This is a genomic window from Streptomyces sp. NPDC029292 (assembly GCF_055569295.1).
In genome coordinates this window covers 30,297-43,988 of sequence record NZ_JBVHXR010000018.1, presented here as the reverse complement: position 1 = coordinate 43,988, position 13,692 = coordinate 30,297, and the positions used below count along the sequence as shown (strand labels likewise).

Annotated in this window: 9 protein-coding genes and 1 pseudogene; 4 read left to right on the top strand and 6 right to left on the bottom strand. The window is 70.2% G+C overall.

What is annotated here, in order from left to right:
* A complete protein-coding gene (locus ACZ4WS_RS33105) occupies positions 1–651 on the bottom strand; it encodes a GNAT family N-acetyltransferase (RefSeq protein ID WP_467986361.1) in 651 nt (216 codons plus the stop codon).
* Between the two features lie 56 nt (positions 652–707).
* Here ACZ4WS_RS33105 and ACZ4WS_RS33100 point away from each other — a divergent pair.
* Positions 708–1,438, top strand: a pseudogene (locus ACZ4WS_RS33100) (MerR family transcriptional regulator).
* Positions 1,439–1,952: 514 nt separating this feature from the next.
* Here the strand turns inward: ACZ4WS_RS33100 and ACZ4WS_RS33095 are convergent.
* Genes ACZ4WS_RS33095 through ACZ4WS_RS33085 form a run of 3 tightly spaced genes read right to left on the bottom strand, consistent with a single transcriptional unit; the run spans position 1,953 to position 5,322 of the window.
* Positions 1,953–2,816 carry a carbohydrate ABC transporter permease gene (locus tag ACZ4WS_RS33095; RefSeq protein ID WP_467986360.1) on the bottom strand — a complete coding sequence of 288 codons (864 nt, stop codon included), beginning with the start codon at positions 2,814–2,816 and terminating at the stop codon, positions 1,953–1,955.
* A gap of 10 nt (positions 2,817–2,826) precedes the next feature.
* The gene (locus tag ACZ4WS_RS33090; protein WP_467986359.1) at positions 2,827–3,825 is read right to left on the bottom strand and encodes a carbohydrate ABC transporter permease; all 999 of its coding nucleotides are present in this window, start codon (positions 3,823–3,825) and stop codon (positions 2,827–2,829) included.
* Between the two features lie 9 nt (positions 3,826–3,834).
* Complete coding sequence (locus tag ACZ4WS_RS33085; RefSeq protein WP_467986357.1) at positions 3,835–5,322, bottom strand: ABC transporter substrate-binding protein; 1,488 nt, start codon at positions 5,320–5,322, stop codon at positions 3,835–3,837.
* A gap of 306 nt (positions 5,323–5,628) precedes the next feature.
* Here ACZ4WS_RS33085 and ACZ4WS_RS33080 point away from each other — a divergent pair, with 306 nt between their 5' ends.
* Both ACZ4WS_RS33080 and ACZ4WS_RS33075 read left to right on the top strand, forming a co-directional pair.
* On the top strand, positions 5,629–6,663 hold the full coding sequence (locus tag ACZ4WS_RS33080; protein ID WP_467986356.1) for a LacI family DNA-binding transcriptional regulator: 1,035 nt from the start codon (positions 5,629–5,631) through the stop codon (positions 6,661–6,663).
* The gene (locus tag ACZ4WS_RS33075) at positions 6,660–8,621 is read left to right on the top strand and encodes a DUF2264 domain-containing protein (protein ID WP_467986355.1); all 1,962 of its coding nucleotides are present in this window, start codon (positions 6,660–6,662) and stop codon (positions 8,619–8,621) included. Before ACZ4WS_RS33080 ends, ACZ4WS_RS33075 begins: the two co-directional genes overlap by 4 nt.
* A gap of 55 nt (positions 8,622–8,676) precedes the next feature.
* Here ACZ4WS_RS33075 and ACZ4WS_RS33070 read toward each other — a convergent pair whose 3' ends face one another.
* Together ACZ4WS_RS33070 and ACZ4WS_RS33065 are read right to left on the bottom strand one after the other, a co-directional pair.
* Positions 8,677–9,636, bottom strand: coding sequence for a glycoside hydrolase family 6 protein (locus ACZ4WS_RS33070; protein ID WP_467986353.1), 960 nt, complete (start codon positions 9,634–9,636; stop codon positions 8,677–8,679).
* A 94-nt stretch (positions 9,637–9,730) separates the two neighbouring features.
* Positions 9,731–11,956: a glycoside hydrolase family 9 protein gene (locus tag ACZ4WS_RS33065; protein ID WP_467986352.1), complete on the bottom strand. Its 2,226-nt coding sequence runs from the start codon at positions 11,954–11,956 to the stop codon at positions 9,731–9,733.
* 304 nt (positions 11,957–12,260) lie between these two features.
* Here ACZ4WS_RS33065 and ACZ4WS_RS33060 point away from each other — a divergent pair, with 304 nt between their 5' ends.
* A complete protein-coding gene (locus tag ACZ4WS_RS33060; protein ID WP_467986350.1) occupies positions 12,261–13,604 on the top strand; it encodes a GH1 family beta-glucosidase in 1,344 nt (447 codons plus the stop codon).
* Positions 13,605–13,692: the final 88 nt, after the last annotated feature.

The following is a 13,692-nucleotide window of genomic DNA, read 5'->3' as shown; positions in this document are numbered from 1 at the left end:
TCACGGAGCGGTGAGCAGCGCCTCCGCCCCCACCGGAAGATAACCGGCCGCCTGGAACGCCCGCAGACTGCGGGCGTTCCCCGGGGCCAGCTGCGCCCAGACCGGCTCGGTCGCGAGCCGCCGCGCCGCCGCGGCGAGCGCCCGCCCCAGCCCCCGGTGCCGTACGTCCTCGTCCACCTCCACCGCGGCCTCCAGGCGCCCCGCGACCCCGCGCCCGAGGATGAGCACCCCGCCGTCCGCGGCCCACACCCGCACGTCGTCCCGGTGCATGCGCGCCCGCGCCACCCGGTGATGGTCCGGGTCGTCGATCTCCGTCAGCGCGAGCGGCGGCTCTCCCGGAAGCGGCTCCCCCGGGAGCGGAGTGGCCACGGCGAGCAGGTCGATCGTGTCGTTCGACCGCCCCGTACGGTCCATGAACGCGGCGAGGAAGCGCGGGTTCATCGCCGCGGCGAGCACGTCGCAGTCGGTCCGCGCCAGCGTCTCGCGCACCCACCCCTCGTCCTCGTCCGTGAAGACGACCGAGTGCGCTGTGAAGGCGATGACTCCGGCGTCACGGTGGGAGTGCTGGCGTACGACGGTCGTGGCGCCGTCGGCGGGCGGGAAGCTCCCCCGCGCCACCGCGGCCAGAATGTCCCGCAGAGTGTCCGCCATGCCCGCGCACCTCGCCCCTTGAGTCTCCACCTACTGGAAGGCCCAGAGTCCCAGACATGATCGAAGACGGCACCGGTCTGTTCACCATCGGGCAGCTCTCCCGGAGCACCGGCCTGACGGTGCGCACCATTCGCTCTCCCTGCGAGTGACCCGGGCGGTGCTGTCGACCGCGGCACGACGCGGTTCGACCGCAGAGGAGATGACACTCATGAACAAGTTGGCGCGGCTGTCGGCCGCGGAGCGGAAGCGGATCCTGGAGGAGTTCGTGGAGGAGATTTTCCACGGACTCGACACCGCGGATCCCGTGATCCGCGAGCGGATGCGGAACATCGCCGTGGACCTGCCGGACGAGCCGACACCGGAGCAGGTGGACGCCTGGGTGGAGCTGGCCGAGCTGCTCCAGGACCCGGAGTTCCGGGCGCGGATGCGGAAGGTGGCCGAGTTCAACGCCGCCGACCGCGGTCACGACACCCCGGCCCGCGCCTCGATGTGGTTCCCGCAGCGTCTCGTCCAGCCGGCGGCACAGGCCCGCGAGCAGGGGATCGCGCCTCAGGCGCCGGAGGCCGAGGAGGTCCTGCGGGACCTCCTCGGCGACGCCGAGCCGGCCGACGTACTGGAGCGCTTGGAGTCGGCCTCGAACGACCAGGTCGCCCGCTACCGCGAGTTGATGCTCGCCGTGAAGGGCCAGGGAACCGCGCCCGCGCACCGTGAGGAGTTCGCGTGGGTGGTCGCCGCACTCCGCGCTCGGCTCGCCCGAGCTGCTCGCACTGGGGGCTCCACCCATTAGGCAAACGCCCGCTTCACGTGAGTGGCCACAGCCCACAAACCAGCAATCCACCTCGTAACCCTGCGGACAGTTGGACGGTAGACGCCGATCGGCCCTGGCGGCGAATCGGCTTGGTTGGCCATCCCCCCGGCCATCGTGGCGCAACGGATCCCCGGACGCCGATTGCCTCTCGCGGGGCTCTGGGTGACGACCGCGCTGCTCGTGACGACGCTCACCCGGATCAGCGGCGGGTTCGATCTCGAACTCATCGCACCGCCGACCGCGGCCATCTGGGCGGCCGTGGCCCTGCACCGCACCCAGGAGCGACCGATGCGTGAACTGACAGCCACGAACCTCACGTTGGCAGCACGCCAACGCGACCGCCTCCATACGGACCGCCGGGCAGCCGGCGTCGGGGGCGGTACATCGGGCTGTGCGCGCAGGCCCCGAGCGGGGCCCGCGCGCACGTCACGGAACGTCCCGCGGCAGGCGCAGCGGAGGCAGCGGCCTGGGGCTTTCGATCGTTCACTGCTCGCTACTGCTTGACCGCGCCGGCCAGCCCGTTGATGAAGAACCGCTGCAGCACGATGAAGATCAGGACGATGGGGAGCAGGGTGATGACCGACCCCGCGCACACCAGCGTCCAGGCCGTGGAGTTCTGGCCGATGAAGTTGAACATGCCCACCGACAGCGTGTGCAGCTCGGGGCGGGAGAGGGTGAAGACCAGCGGGATGAAGAAGCTGTTCCAGGCGTTGATGCAGGCGAACAGGCCCACCGTCGCCAGCATCGGCCCGGACAGCGGCAGCATGATCCGCCAGAAGATCTGGTGGAAGCTCGCCCCGTCCACGCGGGCCGCGTCCTCAAGGCCCCGGTCGATCGTCGTGAAGTAGCCCATGAAGAGGAAAGTGCCGAAGACCATCCCGCCCGCCGACTGGACGATGACCACTGACCAGAGGGTGTTGAGGAGATGGAGCCGCTGGATCAGATCGAAGACCGGGATGATCGTGTAGCCGTGCGGCAGGAAGAGCGTCACCCCGACCAGGCCCAGCCAGAGCTTCTTGCCGGGGAAGTCGGTGCGGGCCAGGACGTAGCCCGCCATGGACGTGGCGAGCAGCGTCACGATGACCGTGCCGGTCGCGAACAGGACCGTGTTGACGCAGAACCGGCTGAAGTCCGCCTGCGTCCAGGCCTCGCTGTAGTTGGACCAGTGGAACTCGGACGGGATCGGGTTCAGCCCGCCGGAGAAGAAGCCGTCGGTGCTCTTCAGCGAGCTGCCCAGCGCCCACAGGAACGGGTAGAGCCAGATGACTCCGCCGCCGAGCAACGCGAGATAGAGCAGGCCGCGTCGGCCGTGGCGCAGGCTCAGCCGCGGGCGCGGGCGCGGGGACAGGGTGGTCATCGAAACCCCTTCACTGGTTGGCGGCCGCGCGCCGTCGGCTGAGCCGGCGCAGGGCGAGGACCTGCAGCGCGGAGAAGACGATGAGCAGCAGTCCGTAGAGGAACGAGGCCGCGGAGGCCAGGCCGATGTCGGGCTGGGCGGCGGCGCCGGCGGCGGAGCCGCCGAAGGCCAGGTGGTAGATGTACGTGTTGACGACCTCGGTGGCGAAGTACGGGCCGCCTCCGGTGAGGACCTGCACCAGGTCGAAGACCTGGAAGCTGCCGATGAAGGCCAACACGACGATGACGACGCCGACTTGGCGCAGCATCGGGATGGTGATGCGGAAGAAGGACTGGACCGGGCCGCAGCCGTCGAGCTTCACCGCCTCGTACAGCTCCGCCGGGATGGTCTGCAGTCCGGCGAGGAAGTAGACGAGGTTGTAGCCGAGGGTGTGCCAGATGCCGATCGCGATGATCACGGCCAGGGCGGTGTGCGGGTCGCCGAGCCAGTCGATGTGACCGTTGGTCACCCCTGTCTTGGACAGCAGGCTGCCGGCCGAGTCGCCGAAGTTGGCGAGCATGAGCTGGATGACCACGCCGACGACCGCGGCCGAGGTGACGACGGGGATGAAGTAGACGGTCCGGAAGAACAGCGCGAACTTGAGCTTCGGGTTGTTCAGAACCAGCGCGAGGGCCAGCGCCAGCAACAACTGCACCGGGACGAGAACGAACGCGTAGACGAAGGTGTGCTCGACGGCGCCCCAGAAGATGCTGTCGTGCAGGATCTGCCGGAAGTTGGCGAGGCCCACGTAGTCGCCGGGTGCACCGATGCCGTTCCAGCGGTAGAAGGTGTAGCCGAAGGAAGCGAAGATCGGGTAGATCACAAAAGCCAGCAGCAGCACGGCCATGGGGGCGAGATAGGCGTACGACCACTTGGCGGCGCGGATGCGGTGCCAGAGGCCGGCCCGGTGGACGACGGGTGGTGCGGTCCGGGGCGGCCGTCGGCGCTGACGGGTGGTGAGGAGTGACATGGTGGCTGCTCACGCCTTCTTCGTGGTGTACGGCTTGGTGGGGTCCCAGTCCGCGAAGACGTAGTCGGACGTGCTGACCTTCTTGCCCTTCTTGGCCACCGCGGCGACCGCGTCGGAGAGGAGCTGGAACTTCTTGTCGGCCAGGCTGCTCAACTCCCCCTGTACGTCCTTGATCTGGCCGGTGTAGATGCCGGTCACCACATCGCTGATGTCCGGCTTGGGGGCGGCGGGCGCGACACCGGCCAGTTCCGGGTTGCGTACGAGGGGCACCGGGCCGCGCAGCACCTGCTCGGTCATGCCGACGAAGGTGGCGAAGGGCTTGGAGTCGATGCCGTCCGGGTCGTTGTTGGCGGGGTGGGCGGAGACGCCGTTGAGGTCCTGCACCCAGCGGCGTCCGGCGGCGGGGGACGTCAGCGCGTCCAGCCACTGGAATGCCTCGTGCGCTTTCTTGCTCTTGGCGGAGACCGCGGCGAAGGCGCCGTTGCCGACCGGGTCCGCGTAGTAGTAACCCTGCGGGGTCGCGGTGGGCGAGGGCAGCGTGACCAGGCTGTAGTCGGTGAACTTGTGCTGGGTCCACTCGGGTTGGTTCCACACGCCGCCGACGGTCATGCCGAACTTGCCGCGCTCGAAGAACGCGCGGGCCGCTTCGTCGGAGAGGCTGACGGAGTTGGGGTGGAAGAAGCCGCGCTTCTTCCATTCGACCAACAGCTCCAGGAAGTCGGCGTACGCCCGGTCGGTGCCGAACGTCCACTTGCCGACGCGGTAGTCCATGCCGGTGCCGGGCGCGGTGGGGGCGCCGCCTGGTGCACCGGCGCCGCGGACGAACAGGTCCAGCCACCAGGCGAGGACGCCGATGCCGTCGGCGTTGCCGAAGCCGAAGCCGTACGACTTGCCGCCGCTCTTCTTGGTGATCGTCTGGGCGGCGCTGGTGACTTCGTCCCAGGTCCTGGGGATTTTGACGCTGCCATCAGGGTTCGTCAGCCCGACGGACTTGAAGACGCCGTGGTGGATGTAGAGCTGGAGCTGCGGACCCGAGCCCTTGAGCGGGGCCGAGTAGACCTTGCCGTCGAAGACGTTGGCGCCTTCCAGGAAGGTGCCCTCGGGGAAGCGCGACTGCCACTTGGGCGTCGCCCACTCGTCGAGCGGGTGCAGCCAGCCCTTGGCGACCTGCTCGGCAACGCTGGGGACCTGCGGGATCATGAAGACGTCCGGCGGGTTGCCGCTGCGGTTGGCGAGCGCGACCAAGTCCGGGTACTTGGCGTTCTGTTGGGTGGTCTTCTTGACGCTGACGCCGCTGTGACCCTTCTCGAAGAGTGCTATCTCCTTGTCGACCCAGGGGGCTTGGGTGACGTACCAGTCCCAGTAGGTGAGCGCGTCCGCCGACGAGGAGGGGGAGCCGGAGCCGCATGCGCTCAGACCGCCGCCCAGTGCGATGGTTCCGGCGCCGAGTGCGGCGGTGCGCAGGAGGCCGCGTCTGGAGACGTTCGACGAAGTCATCTGGTGTTCCTCCGAGGCGGAGAAGAGGGATGCTGAACGGCATGTAACGTTCACTGAACCGTTTACAGTAACCGGGACGTTAAGGGGACGTCTCACAGCCGTCAAGAGGTTCGACGAGGCTTCACGGGGCGATTCTCACGACTGCAGTTGGCCCGACCAGCCCAGCCCCTGCCTGGGCATAGAGAAACACCGACAAGTTGTGTAACGTTTTCATCAGCGTTACTCGAAGTAGCTGTTCACCGGGGCGAGGAGAAGCAGAGCATGGCTCAAGGTCGGGGTTCCGCAGGTCGGGCGACGATTCGAGACGTGGCGTCGCGCGCGGGCGTGTCCGTCGCCACCGTCTCGCGGATCCTCAGCGGGTCGTACACCGCGCCCCCGGCCACGCACGAGCGGGTCATGCAGGCCGTGCGCGACCTCGACTACGTGGTCAACGCCAACGCCCGCTCCCTCACCACGGCTTCGGGGATGGTGGCGATGGTGGTCAACGACATCACCTCGCCGTTCTTCATGAACATCGCCTCCGGAGTGGAGGAGCAGGCCGTCGCCGACGGCCGGGTCATGCTCCTCTGTTCCACCCAGGGCGTCCCGGAGCGCGAGCTGTCGATGATCAACCTGATGCGCCAGCGCGGCGCGGAGGCCATCATCCTGGTCGGCGGCATGGCCGAGACCGAGGAACATCTCGCCCAACTCGCCGCCGCCGCCGAGGGAATGGACCGAGCCGGTGCGCGCCTGGTGCTCTGCGCCCGGCCGTGGAAGGGCGCGAAGGCGCCGGTGGACGTGGTGGAGTGCGACATGGAGAACGGCGCCTTCGCCGCCACCAGCCACCTGCTCTCCGCCGGCCACACCCGGGTGGCCCACCTGGCGGGTCCGCACGAGTTCAGCGTGGCGGGCCAGCGCCTCGAAGGGTACGAACGGGCGCTGCGCGCGCACGGCATCAAGCCCGATCCGGCGCTCGTCGCCGAGAGCGACATGACACGCGAGTCCGGATACGAAGCGGCGTGTCGGCTCCTCACCGACACCGACGCCACCGCGATCTTCTGCGCCAGCGACATGAGCGCCGCCGGCGCCATCGCCGCCGCCCGCGACCTGGGCCGCTCGGTCCCCGACGACCTCTCCGTGGTCGGCTTCGACGACATCCCGCTCGCCGAGGACCTCTACCCGCGGCTCACCACGGTGCACGTCCCCCAGCAGGAGCTCGGCCGCTCCGCCACCCGCCTCGCCCTGCACCGCCGCCCCACCGATCCGTCGAGCCGCCGTGTGGTGCTCGGCACGCACGTCGTCGTACGCCGGTCGGTGGCACCCCCGGCCCGCCTCAGCACCGTCGGAAAGGCGGACAGTTGATACCTGAAGACCGGCTCCTCTCCCCGTACACCGGCTGGACGCGTACACACTGGGAGGGGCTGGCCGACGCGCAGTTGGCCGCCGTCCGCCCGTACGCCACCGACCGGCACGCCCTCCTCCACCTGCCCGGCCCCGCCAGCCGCAACGGTCGGCACAGCGACGGCCTCGAAGGCTTCGCCCGCACCTTCCTGCTCGCCGGCTTCCGTCTGGCCCACTCCGGCGACACCGATCCGGGCGGCCACGCCACGTGGTACGCCGAGGGCCTGGCCGCCGGCACCGATCCGAGCTCTCCGGAACGCTGGCCGAGCATGCGTGAGTGCGGGCAGGCCAAGGTGGAGTGCGCATCGGTGGCGATCGCGCTGCACGAGACGCGGCGCTGGATCTGGGACCGGCTCGACGACGGCGTACGGCAGCGGATCGTCGCCTGGATGACGGACCTGCTGGGCAGCGACGTCCCCGACAACAACTGGGTCTGGTTCCGGGCGATCACGTCGGCGTTCCTGCGCTCGGTCGGCGCCCCGTGGAGCGCGCCCGACGTCGAGCACGCGATCGCGCGGACGGAGGCCTGGTACGCGGGCGACGGCTGGTACTCCGACGGGGGCGGCACGGGCGGCCCGTTGCGGCACTTCGACTACTACTCGGGCTGGGCCATGCAGTACTACCCGCTCTGGTACTGCCGCATCTCCGGCGCCGATGCCGACCCCGCCCTACTCCCCCGTTACCGGGCTCGACTGCGCCGCTACCTCGACGACGCCCAGCACCTCGTGGCGGCCGACGGCGCCCCGCTGTACCAGGGCCGCTCCCTCACGTACCGCTACGCGATGCTCTGCCCGCTGTGGACCGGCGCCGTCTTCGACGCCACTCCCCTGCCGGCGGGCCGTACCCGCCGCCTGGCCAGCGGGGTGCTGCAGCACTTCACCGATACCGGCTGCTTCGACGGGCGCGGGCTCCAACCGCTGGGCTGGCACGGGGAGTTCCCGGCCATCCGGCAGCCGTACTCCGGCCCCGGCTCGCCGTACTGGTCGAGCAAGGGCTTCGCCGGACTGGTGCTGCCCGCCGAGCACCCGGTGTGGACGGACAAGGAGGAGGCGCTGCCGATCGAGACCCGGGACGTGCGGCGGACGCTGACCGCCCCGGGGTGGCTCGTCTCCGGCACGGCTGTGGACGGGGTCGTACGCGTCGTCAACCACGGCAGTGACCACGCCTTCGGTGACGGCGTCGACGCCGAGGCGGACGACCCGGCCTACGGCCGCCTCGCCTACGCCTCCCACGCCGCCCCCGACAGCACGGAGGCGAGCCTGAACGACCCGCTCGACTCGCACGTCGCCCTGCTCGACGTCGAAGGGCGCCCTTCCCACCGCCGGCCGCTGACCCGGCTGCACCTCGGTGTGCGCACCGCCGTCTCCCGCCACCGCGCCCACTGGCCGCTCGGCCCCGTACCCGCCCCGTATGCCCACGACCCCGCACCCTCCTTCCGCCCGGGTCCGTGGATCACGACGGCGTCTGTGCTCAACGGCCCGCTGGAGGTCCGGATCGTCCGGGTCGACGGTCCGGTTCAGGAGCCGCTGCGGCTGCGCCTCGGCGGCTACTGCCTTGCCGCCACCGAGCCGCCGCTCGCGCACGAGGCGGCCGGGCCCACCGCCTGGGTGCGCCGCCCGGCGGGCCTGTCCAGCACGGTGGTCGCGCTGCGCGGTTTCGACCAGGCGGGCATCGCCACCGCGCGGGAGGCCAATGCCTTCGGCCCGCACTCGGCGACACCCTGGCTCGCCACCGCGGCGGAGGTCGAACCGGGCACGGTGTACGCCGCGTTGGTGTGCCTCTCCGGAGTGATCGAGGGGCCGGACACGGCCGAAGCCGTACGCCTGGAGGTCCGTTACGACGGCGACGGCACCGCCCTCGCCTCCGTCACCTGGCCCGACGGCACCGAGGACACCGTCCGCCTGGAGCCGCCGCGCTGACGAGCGGGTACGGCGTGGGGCACGGGCTGTCAGGGACCCGCGCCCCACCCCGGGATCAGGTGCCGTCGATGAGCCGGACGGCGAGATCGGGGCTGAACTGCCCGGCGGGGACGGTCGGGGCGATGCCGCACTGCCCGTCGGAGTTGCCCGGCGTCTTGACCCACAGCAGCATGTCCTCGCCCCCGCCCACGCGCGCGGTGACGCCGAGTTTGCGCCCGGCCGGGTTGCACCACTCACCGTTGGAGCCGTTGCCGTTGCGGCTGGTGTCCACGACGAAGTGGGAGCCGCCGCCCAGAGCCGCGTTGATCGAGTTGCCGTAGGTTTCCGAGGACGCGGTGGTGTAGAAATTCGAGACGTTCAGGGAGAAGCCGCGGACGTTGCTCACGCCCGCGGAGTTCAGCCGGCTCGCCATGGTCGCCGCGTCGACCCAGTTGGTGTGTCCGGCGTCCAGATAGGCCCAGGTGTTGGGTGCCTTCTGCTGGAACATCTGAGTGGCGTAGGCGAGCATCGCGAGGCGATCGCTGATCTGCGCGCTGGTCAGGCAGCTGAAGTCCGACAGGGCGTCCGGCTCAATGACGACCACGGCGGGGTGGTCACCCACTGCCGCCGCGAAGGTGGAGATCCAGGTGCGGTACTCGGCCACGCTGCCCGCGCCCCCGGACGACTCGCCGCCGCACGCGTCCCGGCCCGGGATGTTGTACGCGACGAGTACGGGCAGCTTGTCGTGGCTGTCGGCGGCGCCGACGTAGTTGGCCACGGCCGGTCCGATCCCTCCGCTCTCGGCGGCGAACCAGCGGGCGATCGGCTGGGATGCGATGGCCGACTGGATACGCGCGGCTCGCGCGTCGGAGGGGTTGTTCCGGACCCAGACGGCCGGGCCGGAGTCGGGGTTGGAATAGAAGCCGCTCGTCAGGGAGATCGGGCTGGCGGCGGCTGCCGAACCGGCCGCCGCAAGCGGCAACGGTAGGGCGAGCAGACAGATCAGGACAGTTCTGAGCAGGGTGTTCCAGCGCATGGTGAGTCCCTTCGTCTCAGGGCGGGGCTGCCGCGGGCCCCTCGGCTCGGCTCCCGCCTGCGCTCGTCCGGCGCGGGCGGGGCCACGGCGTGGTTCAGCGCGCGGAGGAGGCGGCGAAGGCCGACACCCAGGCGAGTGCGGAGTTCCAGTTGATCGCGACTTCGTTGGTCGAGTACGAGTAGATGTCGTCGATGTAGCAGGTGGCTGGAGCGCAGCCGACCAGGTTCTGCTGCGCGACCGGGTCCTGCAGGGCGGAGTCGGGGCCGCCGGCCAGCGAACCGGGCGGCGGGCTGGGCAGCTTGGGGTCGATCTGGTGGGCCCAGATCCGGTTGTGCTGGTTGTGGCTGGCCTGGGTGCCGTATCCGGTGACGAAGGACTGGTTCAGGGCGTTGCGGCCGAGGAGGTAGTCCAGCGACTCCAGCGTGGCGCTCCGGTACACGTCCCGGTGGGTGATGTCGTAGGCGGTCGCGATGACCATGGCGTTGTTCGCCGTGACGCTGTTGGAGCCCCAGACGTAGGCGCCGTCGGTGGGCAGGTTGGGGTTCGGGTAGCCCTGTGACCGCTCGTCCCGTACGAACCCGTCCGCGACGGCGAGGACCCGTCCCCGCGCGGCGGCGACCATGCGGGCGGGGAAGCGGCTCGGCAGCCGGACGACGGTGAGGTCGGCCAGCGCGCCGGTGTCCCGCCAGGAGAACCCGGCCGAGGTGATCTCCGTGTCGGTCTGGGACAGATAGGCACGGTCGTGCGTGGTGGCGTAGAGCTCGGTGGCGGCCCAGGAGAACTCGTCGGACACGTCCGTGTCGGCGTACGCTCCCCCGCCGACGCTGTCGCTGCTCGGGGCGTACACGTCGGGGTGGGCGAGCGCGGCCTGCCAGGCGGTCTCGGCCGCGGTCAGGCACGTGTGGGCGAAGGCCGCGTCGTAGCGGGCCCAGACCCGGGCGCACTGGGCGCCCGCGGCGGCCAGGTTGAGGGTGGCGGCCGTGGACGGCGGGTGCAGGTAGCGGGGCTGGGAATCCTGGTCGGGCTGGGTGGGCAGGGCGGACCAGGCCAGGTCGTGGACCTTGTGGTGGACCATGCCGGCCAGCGGCTCGCCCGCGGGCACCTGCATGCTCAGCAGGAACGCCATCTCCCAGCGGGACTCGTCCAGTACGTCCGGGACGCCGTTGTGGTTCTCGGGGATGCTCAGCAGACCGTCGCGCAGCCCGGCGGTGTCGCCCTGGGAGCGGGAGCGTTCGTAGGAATCCATCAACTGCCATGCGGCGAGCGCCCCGTTGACGACGTACTTGCCCTGGTCGCCCGCGTCGTACCAACCGCCCTGGACGTCCAGCGAGTAGTCACAAGTGCCGGGCAGGCAAGGCACATTGGTGTCGCCCTTGTTGGGTGCCACGCCGAGGTGTCCGGCGGGCCGGGCGTAGGCGTCGCCGGCGTACTGGGCCTCGATGGGCGTGCCGCTGCGGACGTCGTAGAAGTAGCCGAGGGCGTCCTTGCTCAGGGCGGTGTAGGGGTTGTCCGCGATGGCGAACGGATAGCTGGTCGCCGTGCCGACCGCGAGCGTGTACCCCGTACCGGCCTTGTGCACCGAGCTGAAGTCGGCGATGTGCACATGGTCGCCGGAGGCGGCGTCCGTGCCCTGGACGTGGGTGCGTCCGGTCTTGACGACCGCGCCCGAGGCGTCGAGCAGGCGCCACCGCACGGGCTCTGCCGAGGAGTCGACGATGGACGCCTTCTTGGGGCCGTGGACCGCGTAACCGTACTGGTTCGTCCGCACCGGGGAGCCGAAGTCGCGTCCGCCGCCCGGGGGTATCGCCCCGCCGGTGAGGGAGACGTCGTCGAGGCACAGGGTGAACGACTGGGCGGCGCCGCCCTGTTGGAAGGACAGCTGGGCGTGCAGGCCGGCGGTCGTGGACGTGCCGGTGAACTGGAAGGTCTTGGGCGTGCTGGTGACGGCGGCGGTCTTGTTCAGAGTGGTCGTGAACGGCGCGGCGGGCAACTGCAGTACGGCGTGAAGAGACACGTCCCGGGTGGCGGAGGCGGTGAAGCGCAGCGTGTAGGGCTGGCCGGCCTCCAGTGGGATGTCGTTCTGGCCGATCATGGAGTCCCAGACGTTGGCGGTCCCCGCGGGGACGTCGGCGCACAGCCTGCCGAGGTCGATGGTGGACGGCGTGTTGGCGCTGCTCCACCAGGGAGTCTTCACGCTGTCGAACGTGCCGTTGAGCACCCGTTCGTATGCCCCTTCCGCGGCGTGCGCGGGTGTCGCGGCCAGGGCGATGGTCAGGACGGGCGCGAGGAAGACCGCGCCCCATCTGAACTTGTGGAACATACCGGGCCCTTCTCGGTGACAGGGTTCCCGGCTCGGTGCGGCGTCAGTGCCAGATGGTGGGTGGGGGCGGCGAGGCTGTCAAGACTTGAAACACAGGAGTCTTTTCTGCGTCCGGACACTTCACAGACTGAACGTGCCGCTCCTAGTCTGCGACTGTAAGCGCTTCCAGTTTTTCCTGGAGGCATCGCACAGGCACCGGCCGAGCTGTGGCGTCATCCCAGTTCAGCAGCGATATGTACATCATGGACGAGGGCGTTCCGATTGTTATCGCTCTCGGTTTGGCCACAGGTGGAGGTTCAACTCAGTGAGCACGTTCGATCCCGGCTTCCTGTGGGGCGCCGCCACATCGAGCTACCAGATCGAGGGCGCGGCCGCGGAGGCCGGCCGAGGTCCCTCCATCTGGGACACCTTCGCGGCCACCCCGGGCGCCATCCAGGGCGGTGACACCGGAGCCGTCGCGGCCGACCACTACCACCGCTTCCCCGAGGACGTCGCGCTGATGGCCGAACTCGGCCTGCGCGCCTACCGCTTCTCCCTCGCCTGGCCCCGGATCCAGCCCACCGGCTCCGGCCCGGCCGACCAGCGCGGCCTCGACTTCTACCGCCGTCTCACGGACACCCTCCTCGACCACGGCATCCAGCCCTGGCCCACCCTCTACCACTGGGACCTGCCCCAGCCGCTGGAGGACGGCGGCGGCTGGCCGGTCCGGGACACCGCCGAGCAGTTCGCCGAGTACGCCGCCCTCGCCCACGCGGCACTGGGCGACCGCATCACCCACTGGACCACCCTCAACGAGCCGTGGTGCTCGGCCTTCCTCGGCTACGCCACGGGCCGCCATGCCCCCGGCCGCCGCGAACCCGCCGCCGCCGTACGCGCCGCCCACCACCTGCTGCTCGGCCACGGCCTGGCGGCAGAAGCGGTACGGGACGGCGACTCCCGCGTCGGCATCACCCTCAACCTCACCCACGTCACCCCGCTCAGCACCGCGCCCGCCGACCTGGACGCGGCCCGCCGCGTCGACGGCATGCAGAACCGCCTCTTCCTCGACCCGCTGCTGCGCGCCGCCTATCCCGACGACGTACTCGACGACCTCCACGACGTCACCGCCTTCGGCCACATCCACGACGGCGACCTGAAGCGGATCGGGGCGCCGCTGGACTTCCTCGGCGTCAACTACTACGCACCGATGCTGGTCGCGGGCAGCTCGACGCCGGCCGCATCCGCCTATGTGGGCTCGCCGTTGGTCCGTATCGCCGACGGAGGCCGTCCGAGGACCGCGATGGGCTGGGAGATCGACGAGAGGGGACTCCTGGAGCTCCTCCTGCGTCTCAAGGACGACTACCCGGCCGTACCCCTGTACATCACGGAGAACGGTGCCGCCTTCGACGACGTGGTGCGGCACGGCGAGGTGCATGACGCGGACCGTATCGCCTACCTGGACGGCCATCTCCGCTCCTGCGCACAGGCGATCGGCCGCGGTGTGCCGCTCAATGGCTACTTCGTCTGGTCGCTGCTGGACAACTTCGAGTGGTCCTTCGGTTACACGCCCCGCTTCGGCATCGTGCACGTCGACTACGCGACCCAGCGCCGCACGCTCAAGGACAGCGCCCGCTGGTACGCCGAGGTCATCCGGCGCGGCGGCCTGTGACGCGGTTCGCGCTTACAGTGCTGCTACTCGCCACTCCGTCACTCTCTACGCCGTTGATCCCTACTCCTTCCGTACGAACAGGGGCAGC